This is a genomic window from Pseudomonas sp. TH41, from assembly GCF_016650695.1.
Taxonomy (GTDB): domain Bacteria; phylum Pseudomonadota; class Gammaproteobacteria; order Pseudomonadales; family Pseudomonadaceae; genus Aquipseudomonas.
Genome location: NZ_JAEKFH010000005.1, coordinates 737,367 through 750,757, shown reverse-complemented (window position 1 = coordinate 750,757; position 13,391 = coordinate 737,367). Strand labels below are relative to the sequence as shown.

Genomic DNA, 13,391 nt, shown 5'->3' with positions numbered 1-13,391 from the left:
GTTGCGAGTGGGCCAATCCCGGCCTATGGTCCAAGCGATGCTTAGGTTGCGACTGACGCGCGATGACTCGCCGCAGGTTGCTGTCCATCCAGTGGGATTCCTGCCGCGAGGTGAAGACATGCCGAACGACTCCCGCCCTGCCGTACTCGAACTGATCGGCAATACGCCACTCGTGCGTGTCAGCCGTTTCGATACTGGCCCGTGCACACTTTTTCTCAAGCTCGAATCGCAGAACCCGGGCGGTTCGATCAAGGATCGCATCGGCCTGGCGATGATCGACGCCGCCGAACGTGATGGCCGCCTGCGTCCCGGCGGCACGATCGTCGAAGCCACCGCCGGCAACACCGGCCTCGGCCTGGCCCTGGTCGGCCGCGCCAAGGGCTACCGGGTGGTGTTGGTGGTGCCGGACAAAATGTCCTCCGAGAAAGTCTTGCACCTGAAGGCGATGGGCGCCGAGGTGCACATCACCCGCTCCGATGTCGGCAAGGGCCACCCCGATTATTACCAGGACGTCGCGGCGCGGCTGGCGCAGGAAATTCCCGAGGCCTTTTTCGCCGATCAATTCAACAACCCGGCCAACCCGCTGGCCCACGAGTGCAGCACCGCGCCGGAGATCTGGGCGCAGACCCAGCACGATCTGGATGCCATCGTCGTCGGCGTCGGTTCGGCCGGCACGCTGACCGGGCTGACCCGTTTCTTTCGCCGAGTGCAGCCGGACCTGGCCATGGTGCTGGCCGATCCGGTCGGCTCGGTGATGGCCGAGTACAGCCGCAGCGGCACGCTCGGTACGCCCGGTTCCTGGGCGGTCGAAGGGATCGGCGAAGACTTCATTCCATCGATTGCCGACCTGTCCAGCGTGCGCCACGCGTATTCGATCAGCGACGAGGAAAGCTTCGATCATGCTCGTCAACTGCTGCGCGCCGAAGGCATTCTCGGCGGATCTTCGACCGGCACCTTGCTGGCGGCGGCGCTGCGCTACTGCCGCGAGCAAACCGAGCCGAAGCGGGTAGTCAGCTTTGTCTGTGATACCGGCACCCGCTACCTGTCAAAGGTCTACAACGATCAGTGGATGAACGATCAGGGATTGCTTGCGCGTAAGCCTTATGGCGATCTGCGTGACGTGATCGCGCGGCGCTTCGAGGATGGGCGGGTGATCAGCGTGGGCCCGGACGACACGCTGCTCACGGCCTTCCAGCGCATGCGCCTGGCGGATGTGTCGCAATTGCCGGTGCTGGTGGGCGGACAGCGGCTGGTCGGTGTAATTGACGAATCCGATATTCTGCTCGGCATGCAGGAAGACCCTTCGCACTTCCGCCTGACCGTCGCCAGCGCAATGACCGACAAACTGCAAACCCTGCCTCCCGGCGCCAGCCTGGCTGAACTACGGGCGGAGCTCGACCGGGGGCTGGTGGCGATCATCGCCGATGCCTCGGGCTTCCACGGCTTGATTACTCGAGTCGACATGCTCAATCACTTACGGAGATCGCTGACATGAGTCAACACGATGAAACCGCTGCGCCACGTGGCTTTGCCACCCGGGTGATCCATGCCGGACAGTCGCCGGACCCGACCACCGGGGCGCTGATGCCGCCGATTTACGCCAACTCCACCTTTTTGCAGCAGAGCCCCGGTGTGCACAAGGGCTTCGACTACGGGCGCTCGCACAATCCGACGCGCTTTGCGCTGGAGCGTTGCGTGGCGGACCTTGAGGGCGGCACGCGGGCGTTCGCCTTTGCTTCGGGGCTGGCGACTATTTCCACGGTGCTCGAACTGCTCGACACGGGCGCGCATATTGTGTCCGGCAATGACCTGTACGGCGGTACTTTCCGGTTGTTCGACAAGGTGCGGCGGCGCAGCGCCGGGCATCGCTTCAGTTTCGTCGATCTGACTGACCTGTCGGCCTTCGAGGCGGCGCTGCAGGACGACACGCGAATGGTCTGTGTCGAGACGCCCAGCAATCCTTTGCTGCGTCTGACTGACCTCGCGGCTATCGCGCGCATCTGTCGCGATCGAGGGATCCTCTGTGTGGCCGACAACACCTTTGCCAGCCCGTGGATACAACGTCCGCTGGAGTTGGGCTTCGATATCGTGGTGCACTCGACGACCAAGTACCTGAACGGCCACTCCGACGTGATCGGCGGTATTGCGGTGGTCGGGCAGAACGTCGAACTGGGCGAGCGCCTGGGCTTCCTGCAGAACGCGGTGGGGGCTATCGCCGGGCCGTTCGACGCTTTCCTTACCTTACGCGGGGTGAAGACACTGGCGCTGCGCATGGAACGCCACTGCAGCAACGCGCTGGAACTGGCGCAATGGCTGGAGCATCAGCCGCAGGTGGCGCGCGTTTACTATCCGGGCCTGCCGTCGCACCCGCAGCACCAACTGGCGATGCGGCAGATGCGCGGTTTTGGCGGGATGATTTCGCTCGATTTGAACAGCGACCTGGCGGGCGCCAAGCGTTTCCTCGAGAGCATGCAGATCTTCGCCTTGGCCGAGAGCCTGGGCGGTGTGGAAAGCCTGATCGAACACCCGGCGATCATGACGCACGCGACTATTCCTGCAGACACCCGCGCGCAGCTCGGGATTGGCGATGCACTGGTGCGTTTGTCGGTGGGGGTCGAGGATGTCGAAGACCTGCGTGCCGACCTGGCCCAGGCATTGGCGCGGATTTGAATGGCAACAGGCATAAAAAAATCCGGAATCCTTATCAGATTCCGGATTTTGGTGTCGATCCGGATCAGCTGCCTTTGACAGGCTTGCCGTTGACCGTACCGTCGAGGAGCATGATGTTGTACTCCTTGCCGTCAGTCTCAACCTGTTGCAAACGAACCAGCAGGTAATCCCAGTCCTTGGCAAACCACAGCACGGTGATGCGTTTGTTTTGTGTCGGGTCGCGTACACGCTCGACCTTGATCGCATCGATGTTGCCAGCCTTGGTCTCGACTTTTTCCGAGCCCAGCACGCGGAAATCGTAGGTATCGACGTCGTTGCCGTCGACTACCTGATAGCTCATGCTTTTTTTGCCGGCGGCGACGTCGTGCTGCAAGGCCAGTTGATAAGTGGATTTGTCGACCATGCCAGTGTTTAGCGGGACCTTGACCGGGTCGCCGCGATCCGTGCCAGTGACCATCTTGGTGGTCCAGTCGAAATCCAGATTCGACTTCTTGGCTTTGCCCAGGCCGCTACGTTCAAAGTTGTAGGACTGAGGCAGCAGGGTGTTCTTGTCCAGGGTCAGGGTGCTTTCTTCAGTCAGGCTGGCGATCATCATCGACGCCTTGAAACTGAGCTTCCAGACGCCATTGGCTTGTTGGGTCAGGCTGCGTTCAGCCGTGCCGCTCATGGGCAGTTGCTTCCAGTCGGCGGTGTAGCTGGCGGAGAAGGGTTGAAGGTCCGCCGCCTGCGCAAAGGGCAGGGCGAGCAGAGCGCAAGCGAAGAGCAGGGCACGACGCATAAAATCTCCTAGGTTCGAATCAAGTGGCCGCTGGCCGCAAGTAACTGACCATCCAGTAAAGCACCTTGTTCACCGAGTGATAAACGACCTTCGGCAAACCAGTGTACGGCCATCGGGTAGATCAGGTGTTCCTGAACGTGGACCCGCTGCGCCAGACTCTGCGGCGAATCGTGCAACTCTACCGGTATTACTGCCTGTACGACCAGTGGTCCGCCATCGAGTTCCTCGGTGACGAAATGCACGGAGCAGCCGTGTTCAGTATCGCCGGCGTCCAGCGCGCGCTGATGCGTGTGTAACCCTTTGTATTTGGGTAGCAGCGAGGGATGGATATTGAACAGGCGACCCTGATAGTGGCGCACGAAGTCAGCGCTGAGAATGCGCATGAAGCCAGCCAGTACCACGAGCTTGGGATTGAAAGCGTCGATCAGTTCGATCAGCGCGGCATCGAAGGCTTCGCGGCCTTCGAATGCCTTGTGATCCAGGGTGCGGGTGTCGATACCCGCGTCCCTGGCGCGTTGCAGGCCATAGGCGTCGGCGCGGTTGGAAATCACCGCAGCGATGCGGACCGGGCTGTTGCCGGTCCGCGTGCTGTCGATCAAGGCCTGCAAATTACTGCCGGTGCCGGACAACAGCACCACGACATTACAGGTGGCGGACATTAGTGCGCCTTAAGGTTCTTCAGTTCAACCTGGGCCGCGCCTTCAGCCGCGGTGGAGATCTGGCCGATGACCCAAGGTTGCTCGCCAGCTTCACGCAGCACGTTCAACGCGGTTTCGACGTGCTCTTGAGCCACGCAGATGACCATGCCGACGCCGCAGTTCAGGACGCGGTGCATTTCGTTTTCGTCGACGTTGCCTTTCTCTTGCAGCCAGTCGAACACGGCAGGACGGGTCCAGCTTGCAACGTCAACCACCGCTTGAGCGCCTTTTGGCAGAACGCGCGGGATGTTGTCGAGCAGGCCACCACCGGTGATGTGGGCCATGGCTTTGACGGCGCCGGTTTCCTTGATCAGCTTGAGCAACGGCTTCACGTAGATACGGGTTGGGGCCATCAGCAGGTCGGTCAGCGGTTTGCCTTCAAGCTGGATGTTTTCGATGTCTGCACCGGAGACTTCGATGATCTTGCGGATCAACGAGTAGCCGTTGGAGTGCGGGCCCGAAGACGGCAGGGCAAGCAGTGCGTCGCCGGCAGCGACTTTGGAACCGTCGATGATTTCCGACTTTTCCACGACGCCGACGCAGAAGCCGGCCAGATCGTAGTCTTCGCCTTCGTACATGCCAGGCATTTCAGCGGTTTCGCCGCCGACCAGGGAGCAGCCGGACAGTTCGCAGCCAGCGCCGATACCGGTGACGACCTGGGTCGCGGTTTCGACGTTCAGTTTGCCGGTGGCGTAGTAGTCGAGGAAGAACAGCGGCTCGGCGCCGCAGACCACCAGGTCGTTCACGCACATGGCAACCAGGTCGATGCCGATGCTGTCGTGCTTGTTCAGGTTCAGCGCCAGGCGCAGCTTGGTACCGACGCCGTCAGTGCCGGAAACCAGCACAGGCTGCTTGTAGCCGGCCGGGATTTCGCAGAGGGCGCCGAAACCGCCCAGGCCGCCCATGACTTCCGGGCGCGCAGTGCGCTTGGCGACGCTCTTGATGCGTTCGACCAATGCTTCACCGGCGTCGATGTCTACACCGGCGTCCTTGTAGCTCAGGGAGGGTTGCTTGCTCATGATCCAGGCCTTTAGGGGGGATTCAGGGGTAACGACCGAGTCCAGTGGGACCGCCGAAACATACGAGGACGAGTGCCGAGCGCATATTTCAGGGTGCCCGGCTGTTGCCGGTCTGCGAAGGCGCGCGATTTTATCAGGCTTGAGGGGCAGCGGCCATCCTCACGCCGACGGCAGGGGCATATCGCATAAAAAAAATTGATATTGCCCGTGTGAGTGGCGTCTTGCATGGCTGTATAAGGTATCGCTATTAACCGTCTATCGTTATGACAGTGCGAAAACTTCCAGTGATCGTATGAATGTTTTGCGCAAGGATGTGGTCACAGCCTTGCCCGATCATCTTCATGCGGTCTGTTCCAGCCGCTCTTGTCGTCAGGAATCCTCCATGCGTTTGTGTAAATTCATGTTTGTGGGCTGTTTGTCATTTTTCAGCCTGGCGAGCCATGCCGAAACCGTCAAAGGTCTTTATCAGGTTCGCGAGCCTGTCAGCAGTCAGTCGCAGGAGGAGCGTGATCAAGCGACGCAGCGTGCGCTGGATACGCTGGTCCTGCGCCTGACCGGCGATCCCAAGGCTGCGCAAAGCCCGGGTCTGGCGGCCGTACGCAAAGATCCGCAGCAAATCATCAGTCAGTACGGCTTTGACGCCGGCCCGCCGGAAGTGCTGAAAGTCGATTTCGATCCGGCGACCACCGAACAAGCGTTGCGGCGTGCCGGGCTGTCGCTGTGGGGCGCTAATCGGCCGTCGATACTCGGTTGGTGGCTGAACGATTCCACCGAGGGCTCGAGCCTGGTAGGCGATGGCCAGGCCAGCGCTGCGCCGCTGCGCCGAGCGGCGCAACACCGTGGTTTGCCATTGCGTCTGCCACTGGCGGACTTGAGTGAGCAACTGGTCGCCACCGCGCCGAACCTTGAAGGGACGGACGCGGCGCCACTGCGCGGCGCCTCGGAACGTTACAACGCTGATGCCTTGTTGGCGGTGCATGCCCGCGAAGAGGGTGGTCAGTGGCAGGCTAAATGGCATTTGTGGCTGGGCGATCAGAAGGAAGCGGGGAGCGTGCAGGGCGCGGATCAGGCCGCTGTGGCCGATGCGGTGATGCTGGCGGTCAGTCAGCGTCTGGCGCCGCGGTTTGTGGTCAAGGCAGGCGCTACGGGCGAGCAATTGCTGGAGGTGCAGGGCATGAACCTGGAGCACTATGCCGCGCTCGGGCGTTTGCTGGAGCCGTTTGGTGCGCGTCTGCAAAGTGTTGATGGCGACCGCATTCTGTATCGGGTCAATGGCAGTGCCGAGCAATTGCGGTCGCAGTTGTCGCTGGCGAAGTTGCAAGAGGTGCCGGCCGGTCAGGCGCCGGCCGCGACGGCCCCGGCTGTAGCGCCAGCCACTGCGCCGACGCCACAGTTGCGTTTCCACTGGTAGATTCTTTTTTTCCTTCCTTTTATATAAGTGCAGAAGCAGGAGTGGTTCATGGCCGATACGCGGCGTTGGTTCTGGTTGGGTGGGGTCGTCCTGCTCTGCGCGTTTGTCTGGCTGTTGCATCCGATCCTGACACCGTTTCTGGTCGCCCTGCTGTTGGCCTATCTGTTCGATCCACTGGTGGATCGGCTGGAAAGGGCCGGGTTGTCACGGACCTGGGGCGTCATCGCAGTGTTTGCGCTGTTCACCCTGATCTTGACGACGCTGCTGCTGGTGTTGGTGCCGATGCTCGCCAGGCAGCTCTTTCGGTTGTATGAGCTGGCGCCGCAGATGCTTGACTGGTTGCAACACACCGCGTTGCCGTGGGCGCAATCGAAGTTTGGGTTATCGGATAACTTCTGGAAATTCGACAAGCTCAAGGCGGCGATCAGCGAGCACATGGGTCAGACTTCGGACATTGTCGGTGTGGTGCTGAGCCAGGCGACGGCTTCCGGTCTTGCGTTGATTGGTTGGCTGGCGAATCTGGTGCTGATTCCCGTGGTCAGTTTCTATCTGCTGCGGGACTGGGACGTGATGATGGCCAAGATCCGCAGCCTGCTGCCCCGGGATCGCGAAAAGCGTGCGGTCTCCCTGGCGGGTGAATGCCATGAGGTGCTGGGAGCGTTCGTACGCGGACAGTTGCTGGTGATGCTGGCGTTGGGTGTGATTTACGCGGCGGGCCTGATGCTGGTTGGGTTGGAGTTGGGGCTGTTGATCGGTCTCATTGCCGGTCTGGCGGCGATCGTGCCGTACATGGGGTTCGTCATCGGCATCGGCGCGGCATTGATTGCCGGTCTGTTCCAGTTTGGCGGGGACCTGTATCCCATGATCGGCATCATCGCGGTGTTCATGGTCGGCCAGGCGCTGGAAGGCATGGTGCTGACCCCATTGCTGGTGGGTGACCGGATCGGTTTGCACCCGGTGGCAGTGATTTTCGCGATTCTGGCGGGTGGCGAGCTATTCGGTTTTACCGGAATCCTGCTGGCGCTGCCGGTAGCGGCGGTGATCATGGTGCTGGTGCGCCATGTGCATGATTTGTATAAAGATTCTGATATGTACAGTGGCGTCGACGAGCCGCAGCTCTAACGTGCGTTGACAATGCGTGGCGGGCAGCCCGGTTCGACAGCAGGTGGGCCCGCCTCTTGCGTGCAGCTGTCACATGCGCCGGCAAAGAAACTGTCATAAAACCAGTGTGTTAACGCAAACCTTTGATTTTGCTTGTGGTCTGTCGCATTGTGCGACCCGCGTCACGGGTATAAACTTCGCAAACTTTACACAGAGGCCACTAACGGTTCCGTTGGAACTGTTCAGTCAGCATGAAACCGATTCAGCTGCCCCTAGGTGTGCGTCTGCGTGATGACGCTACCTTTATCAATTACTACCCAGGCGCCAATGCCGCAGCACTCGGCTATGTCGAGCGGCTATGCGAAGCCGACGCCGGCTGGACCGAAAGCCTGATTTATCTCTGGGGCAAGGACGGGGTAGGGCGTACCCACTTGTTGCAGGCGGCTTGCCTGCGCTTCGAGCAACTCGGGGAGCCGGCGGTGTATCTGCCGCTGGCTGAGCTGCTGGATCGCGGCACCGAAATCCTCGATAACCTCGAACAATACGAACTGGTCTGCCTGGATGATTTGCAGGCAGTCGCCGGGCGGGCGGATTGGGAAGAGGCGCTGTTCCATCTGTTCAATCGTCTGCGTGACAGCGGTCGGCGTCTGCTGATTGCCGCTTCGACCTCCCCGCGTGAATTGCCGGTGAAGTTGGCGGACCTCAAGTCTCGTTTGACCCTGGCGCTGATCTTTCAGATGCGGCCGCTTTCCGACGAAGACAAGTTGCGGGCATTGCAACTGCGCGCATCGCGTCGTGGCCTGCACCTGACCGATGAAGTCGGGCATTTTATTTTGACTCGCGGCACCCGCAGCATGAGTGCACTTTTCGAGTTGCTTGAGCGTCTCGATCAGGCCTCTCTTCAAGCCCAGCGCAAGCTCACCATCCCGTTTCTAAAAGAGACGCTGGGCTGGTAAAACCTAGGGCCTACAAGGTTTTTGGCAGATTTCAGGCGCCAAAAAGCCCGCTTTCCTACAGGGCGTAGGACGCGCAAGTGTCTAAATGGGGCTTTAGCGCTTAGATGAAAACGCGAAACCGAAAAGTCACATAAAGATCGATTGAATTTGCAAATGAGGTTGATAGCGGGCATAGTCTCGCCTTCTTTACAACTATCAGCCACGGTCGTGCCCATGCTAAATCGCTTTGCACCCCTCGTGCCCCTCGCACTCGTCACCCTGTTGTTCGGTTGCGCTGCTCACTCTCCAGTGTCCCAGCAAGAGCAACAACAGCAGGTTCAAAATTCTGTTACTGCCCAGTCTTCCGCTCTTTACCAGGAAGAGATGGCCACCGAAAAAGAACTGGCCGACTTTGCTGGCGGCAAGTCGTACAAGCTTCCGGTTTTGGCCGACAGCATCCTCGAACGCGGCATGTCCCTGATCGGTACTCGTTACCGTTTCGGCGGTACCTCTGAAGCCGGCTTCGATTGCAGCGGTTTCATCGGTTACCTGTTCCGCGAAGAGGCCGGCATGAATCTGCCGCGTTCCACTCGCGAAATGATCAACGTCGACGCGCCACTGGTTTCTCGCAGCAAGCTGGAGCCGGGTGACTTGCTGTTTTTCGCCACCAATGGCCGACGCGGTCGCGTCAGTCACGCCGGGATTTACCTGGGTGACAACCAGTTCATCCATTCCAGCAGCCGCCGCAGCGGTGGTGTCCGGATCGATAGCCTGGGCGACAGTTACTGGAACAAAACCTTCATCGAAGCCAAGCGCGCACTCGCGATGGCCCCGACCGCAGCCCCGACAATCGTCACGGCGCGCCAGTAAGCGGACAATTTGTAAGGTTAACTTAAAGTCTTACTTGAAGTTTGCCGTGTAGCCGCTAGAATCCAGATCTATTATTGATGGCAAACCGCCTGCGTCCTGCGCAGGCGGTTTTCTTTTCTGCGTCCCCTGCAGAAAAAGCCGCAGCCAGATCAGGATGTTCTGCCATGACGACGTCGGCCCGCCTCGCAATCATGTGCTTCGCAGCGCTGCTCAGCGCCTGCGCCAGCCGCCCACCGCCTCCTGCACCAGTGGTTCGCGCTCCGATCGTTTTCGGCTCCTCCCAGGCATTCTCTCCCGAAGCAGAAGAGGTGCTGTTCCGCGCGTTGGGCCTGGTGGGCACACCTTATCGCTGGGGCGGCAACACGCCAGACTCCGGATTTGATTGCAGCGGCTTGATCGGCTATGTCTACCGTGACGTTGCCGGCATTTCCCTGCCGCGCACCACGCGCGAGCTGATCAGCATGCAGGCGGCCAATGTGGGCAAGGAAGGCCTGCAAACCGGTGACCTGATTTTCTTTGCCACCAATGGCGGCTCCCAGGTCAGCCACGCCGGCATCTATGTCGGCGAAGGTCGATTCGTCCATGCGCCAGCCACCGGCGGCACGGTGAAGCTCGACAGCTTGTCCAAAGCGTATTGGCAGAGAGCCTACCTGAGCGCCAAACGTGTCCTGCAACCTGAGCATCTGGCGCGTAACCCCTAGTTCGCAGAGGTTGTCATGACCGCTCGCACGCTCAATCTCGACGATTCCCTGTATCAATACCTGCTCGACGTTTCCTTAAGGGAGACGTCGGTGCTCAAGCGCTTGCGCGACGAAACCCAGGCGCTGCCCATGGCGCGTTGGCAGGTGGCGCCGGAGCAGGGGCAATTCCTCGCGTTACTGGTGAAGATCACCGGTGCCAGGCATTTGCTTGAAGTGGGCACCTTCACCGGTTACAGCGCCTTGTGCATGGCGGCTGCATTGCCGGATGACGGTTCGCTGATCTGCTGTGATATTCCCGGCGATTACAACGCCACCGCGCGCCGCTACTGGCAGGAGGCAGGGCTCACCGAGCGGATAGATCTGCGTTTGGCGCCCGCGTTGGAAACGCTCAGCCAGCTCAATCAGCCAGGCCACTTCGATTTGATTTTCATTGATGCCGACAAGGCTAACTATCCAGCCTATCTGGAGCACGCCCTGCGTTTGCTGCGTGTGGGTGGTCTGGCGGTGTTCGATAACACGTTGTGGAGCGGGCGGGTGCTTGAGCAGCATTCCGAGAGCGCAGACACCCGAGCCATCCAGGCGCTCAATCGCGCCTTGAAGGATGACTCGCGTGTGGATCTGTCGTTGTTGCCGTTGGGAGATGGATTGACGTTGTGCCGTAAGCGCTAAACGCCGATCCCCTTGTAGGAGCGAGCTTGCTCGCGATGGTGGGTCAGCTACATCGATGTCGCCTGACACACCTTCGCGAGCAAGCTCGCTCCTACAGGGGGGGATGTGTTCGGCCGTCAATGTCTTACTTAACCGCCGAAACGCGCCACACCTTGTTCCCCACATCATCCGCCACCAGCAAATCACCTTGCTTATCTATTACCACGCCCACCGGGCGACCCATGGCATCGTCTTCGGCATTGAGGAAACCGGTGAGTACGTCCACCGGCTGCCCGACCGGTTTGCCTGCGCTGAACGGCACGAAAATCACTTTATAACCACTATGCGGATTGCGGTTCCACGAGCCGTGCTGGCCGATGAATGCCCCTTCTTTGAACGGCGCCGGAAGTGTGTTGCCTTCAGCAAATGTCAGGCCCAGCGACGCGGTATGCGGGCCGACTGCGTAGTCCGGCGGGATCGCCTTGGCGACCAGGTCCGGGTTTTGCGGATCGACGCGAATGTCGACGTGCTGACCGTAATAGCTGAACGGCCAGCCATAGAACGCGCCGTCCTTGACCGAGGTGATGTAGTCCGGCACCAGGTCGCTACCGATTTCGTCTCGCTCGTTGACCGCCGTCCACAAGGCGCCGCTGTGCGGTTCCCACGCCATGCCGTTGGGGTTGCGCAGGCCTGAGGCGAAGATCCGATGGTTACCGGTGGCGCGGTCGACTTCCCAGATCGCCGCGCGACCTTCTTCCTTGTCCAGACCGTTTTCGGCGACGTTACTGTTGGAGCCCACCGTGACGTACAGCTTGCTGCCGTCCTTGCTGGCAATGACGTTTTTGGTCCAGTGGTGATTCAGCGGGCCGCCCGGCAAGTCGACCACTTTGATCGGCTGCGAGGTGATCGCCGTATCGCCGTTTTCATAGTGGAAACGTAACAAGCGGTCGGTGTCGGCAACGTAGAGGTCATTGCCGACCAGCGTCATGCCGAAGGGGGAGTTCAGGTGTTCGAGGAACACCGTGCGGGTTTCGGCGATGCCGTCGTGGTCCTTGTCTCGCAGCAACGTGATGCGGTTCGGACTCGGTACGGTCGCGCCGGCGCGACCCATGACTTTGCCCATGACCCAGCCGCGAATGCCTTTGCCGTCATCGGGTTTCGGGGGAGCGTTGGTTTCGGCCACCAGCACGTCGCCGTTGGGCAGCACGTAGAGCCAGCGCGGATGGTCGAGGCCTTCCGCAAAGGCCGCCACCTGCGTCCCGGCGGCGGCAGTGGGTTTTGCGCCGGCCGGCCAGCCAATCGCCGGGGCGATGTTCACCGTCGGGATCAGGGTCTTGTTGGGTTCTGGCAGTACTGGCGACGGACCCGTGCCGTCGGAGACTTGCAGGCTGGAGGTTTCACCACAGGCGGCGAGCCCTCCGGCGAGCATGATGACGAGTACGAGCTGGGGCTTGCGCATGCTGGTCTTCCCTATGAATGCCCTGTCTATTCATAGAGACGCGCAGAGGTTTGAAGGTTCAACAGGTCAGCCGCGTGCTTCCTTGAATAGCACGGCGATGCCCGGGTGATAGTTGCCCGCTTCATTGCGCAATTTTCGGTAGGCATAGGGGAAATACCAGGCAACCGCGCAGCTGTGTTCCTTCTGCAGGTCGTCGACCATGTCCTGGAGTTCTTCCGGCGTGGCGCCATGCTGAGCCTTTTGCGGCGCGACAAACAGGCAGCCGAGTTTCAGGTCGCTGGCGTAGCTGATTTTCTTCGCGTCGCTGGTGATATCGATCAGGGCTTGAGCCAGGTTCAGGCTATTGACCCGAGGCCAGCGCTGCGTGACCTGGAGGTAAGCGCGTTCTTCGGGGGTGGCAATAAACAGATCGGCGCGCGCATTGCGTTCGCCTTCTTCGGTCTGTTTACGGGTCGGCGTTTGTTGCAACGTGACCATTTCCGCCATCCAGGCCGCAGCGGAAAGCAGCCCGAGGTTGGCTTTTTCATCGAACCAGTACGGGGTGTCGTTATCGCCGCGCACGGCGTTGTAGCGGTCGATACAGTCAAACCAGCGTTCCAGTACCGGGCGCAGGAATTCCAGCTTCGGATTGCTGATGATCATGCCTTGCATGTTGCTCACCCTTGTTATTTTGATTGTGGTTGTGGCTCTTTGATATCACTGCTGACACTGTGACACAACTATGGCGTCAGCCGATTGACCGACGGCAGTATATCGTTCACTGGCGTTCTGTCTTCAATTGACGCTCCATCCCCAACCCTCTAACCTTCGCGGCTTGTTTCAGGTGCTCTGTGACCCAGGTCGACAGAGTGAAACAGGGAAGCCGGTGAGTCATCCCTTAAACGAAGGGGATCACGATCCCGGCGCTGCCCCCGCAACGGTAAATGAGTGAAGACTGTGCCTTGAGCCACTGTGTCGACTGTCGACATGGGAAGGCGCGCAGTCCGGCGCATCGCCGCTCATGAGCCCGGAGACCGGCCTGATTCATCCAGCGGCATCACGGTGGGCGATGCCAGGCTTTTTTCCGCCTATTCTTGTGCCTGCCCGCCGTTATCCAGCCTC

General features: G+C 60.3%; 13 protein-coding genes and 1 riboswitch. Of the genes, 8 read left to right on the top strand and 5 right to left on the bottom strand.

Annotation, left to right across the window (positions count from 1 at the left end):
• The first annotated feature begins 118 nt into the window (after positions 1-118).
• Both JFU37_RS21895 and JFU37_RS21890 read left to right on the top strand, forming a co-directional pair.
• Positions 119-1,495 carry a pyridoxal-phosphate dependent enzyme gene (locus JFU37_RS21895; protein WP_201118664.1) on the top strand — a complete coding sequence of 459 codons (1,377 nt, stop codon included), beginning with the start codon at positions 119-121 and terminating at the stop codon, positions 1,493-1,495.
• Positions 1,492-2,670, top strand: coding sequence for a trans-sulfuration enzyme family protein (locus JFU37_RS21890; protein WP_201118661.1), 1,179 nt, complete (start codon positions 1,492-1,494; stop codon positions 2,668-2,670). Before JFU37_RS21895 ends, JFU37_RS21890 begins: the two co-directional genes overlap by 4 nt.
• Positions 2,671-2,734: 64 nt before the next feature.
• Here the strand turns inward: JFU37_RS21890 and JFU37_RS21885 are convergent, their stop codons facing one another.
• The 3 genes from JFU37_RS21885 to purM are packed head-to-tail and all read right to left on the bottom strand — an operon-like array spanning position 2,735 to position 5,165.
• Entirely contained in the window at positions 2,735-3,448 is a 714-nt protein-coding gene (locus JFU37_RS21885; protein WP_201118658.1) for a DUF3108 domain-containing protein, read from the bottom strand.
• Positions 3,449-3,456: 8 nt separating this feature from the next.
• The gene (gene purN, locus JFU37_RS21880) at positions 3,457-4,107 is read right to left on the bottom strand and encodes a phosphoribosylglycinamide formyltransferase (protein ID WP_201118656.1); all 651 of its coding nucleotides are present in this window, start codon (positions 4,105-4,107) and stop codon (positions 3,457-3,459) included.
• Positions 4,107-5,165, bottom strand: a complete 1,059-nt coding sequence (gene purM / locus JFU37_RS21875) for a phosphoribosylformylglycinamidine cyclo-ligase (protein ID WP_201118653.1) — start codon at positions 5,163-5,165, stop codon at positions 4,107-4,109. The genes purN and purM overlap by 1 nt, the downstream gene beginning before the upstream one ends.
• 382 nt (positions 5,166-5,547) lie before the next feature.
• On the opposite strand from purM, the gene JFU37_RS21870 reads away from it, so the two are divergent.
• The 6 genes from JFU37_RS21870 (at position 5,548) to JFU37_RS21845 (ending at position 10,852) form a co-directional block, all read left to right on the top strand.
• Positions 5,548-6,576 carry a DUF2066 domain-containing protein gene (locus tag JFU37_RS21870; protein WP_201118650.1) on the top strand — a complete coding sequence of 343 codons (1,029 nt, stop codon included), beginning with the start codon at positions 5,548-5,550 and terminating at the stop codon, positions 6,574-6,576.
• Between the two features lie 48 nt (positions 6,577-6,624).
• A complete protein-coding gene (locus JFU37_RS21865; RefSeq protein WP_201118647.1) occupies positions 6,625-7,698 on the top strand; it encodes an AI-2E family transporter in 1,074 nt (357 codons plus the stop codon).
• Positions 7,699-7,928: 230 nt separating this feature from the next.
• Positions 7,929-8,633 (top strand): DnaA regulatory inactivator Hda, encoded by a 705-nt coding sequence (gene hda / locus JFU37_RS21860; protein WP_157713295.1) that lies wholly within the window; start codon positions 7,929-7,931, stop codon positions 8,631-8,633.
• 213 nt (positions 8,634-8,846) lie between these two features.
• On the top strand, positions 8,847-9,482 hold the full coding sequence (locus JFU37_RS21855) for a C40 family peptidase (RefSeq protein ID WP_201118644.1): 636 nt from the start codon (positions 8,847-8,849) through the stop codon (positions 9,480-9,482).
• Positions 9,483-9,646: 164 nt separating this feature from the next.
• Positions 9,647-10,183, top strand: coding sequence for a C40 family peptidase (locus JFU37_RS21850; RefSeq protein WP_201118642.1), 537 nt, complete (start codon positions 9,647-9,649; stop codon positions 10,181-10,183).
• 15 nt (positions 10,184-10,198) lie between these two features.
• Positions 10,199-10,852, top strand: a complete 654-nt coding sequence (locus tag JFU37_RS21845) for an O-methyltransferase (RefSeq protein ID WP_201118639.1) — start codon at positions 10,199-10,201, stop codon at positions 10,850-10,852.
• Between the two features lie 124 nt (positions 10,853-10,976).
• Here JFU37_RS21845 and JFU37_RS21840 read toward each other — a convergent pair whose 3' ends face one another.
• Complete coding sequence (locus tag JFU37_RS21840) at positions 10,977-12,290, bottom strand: PQQ-dependent sugar dehydrogenase (RefSeq protein WP_201118636.1); 1,314 nt, start codon at positions 12,288-12,290, stop codon at positions 10,977-10,979.
• 66 nt (positions 12,291-12,356) lie between these two features.
• On the bottom strand, positions 12,357-12,941 hold the full coding sequence (locus JFU37_RS21835; RefSeq protein WP_201118632.1) for a hypothetical protein: 585 nt from the start codon (positions 12,939-12,941) through the stop codon (positions 12,357-12,359).
• A 153-nt stretch (positions 12,942-13,094) separates the two neighbouring features.
• Positions 13,095-13,326, top strand: a riboswitch (cobalamin riboswitch).
• Positions 13,327-13,391 lie beyond the last annotated feature (65 nt).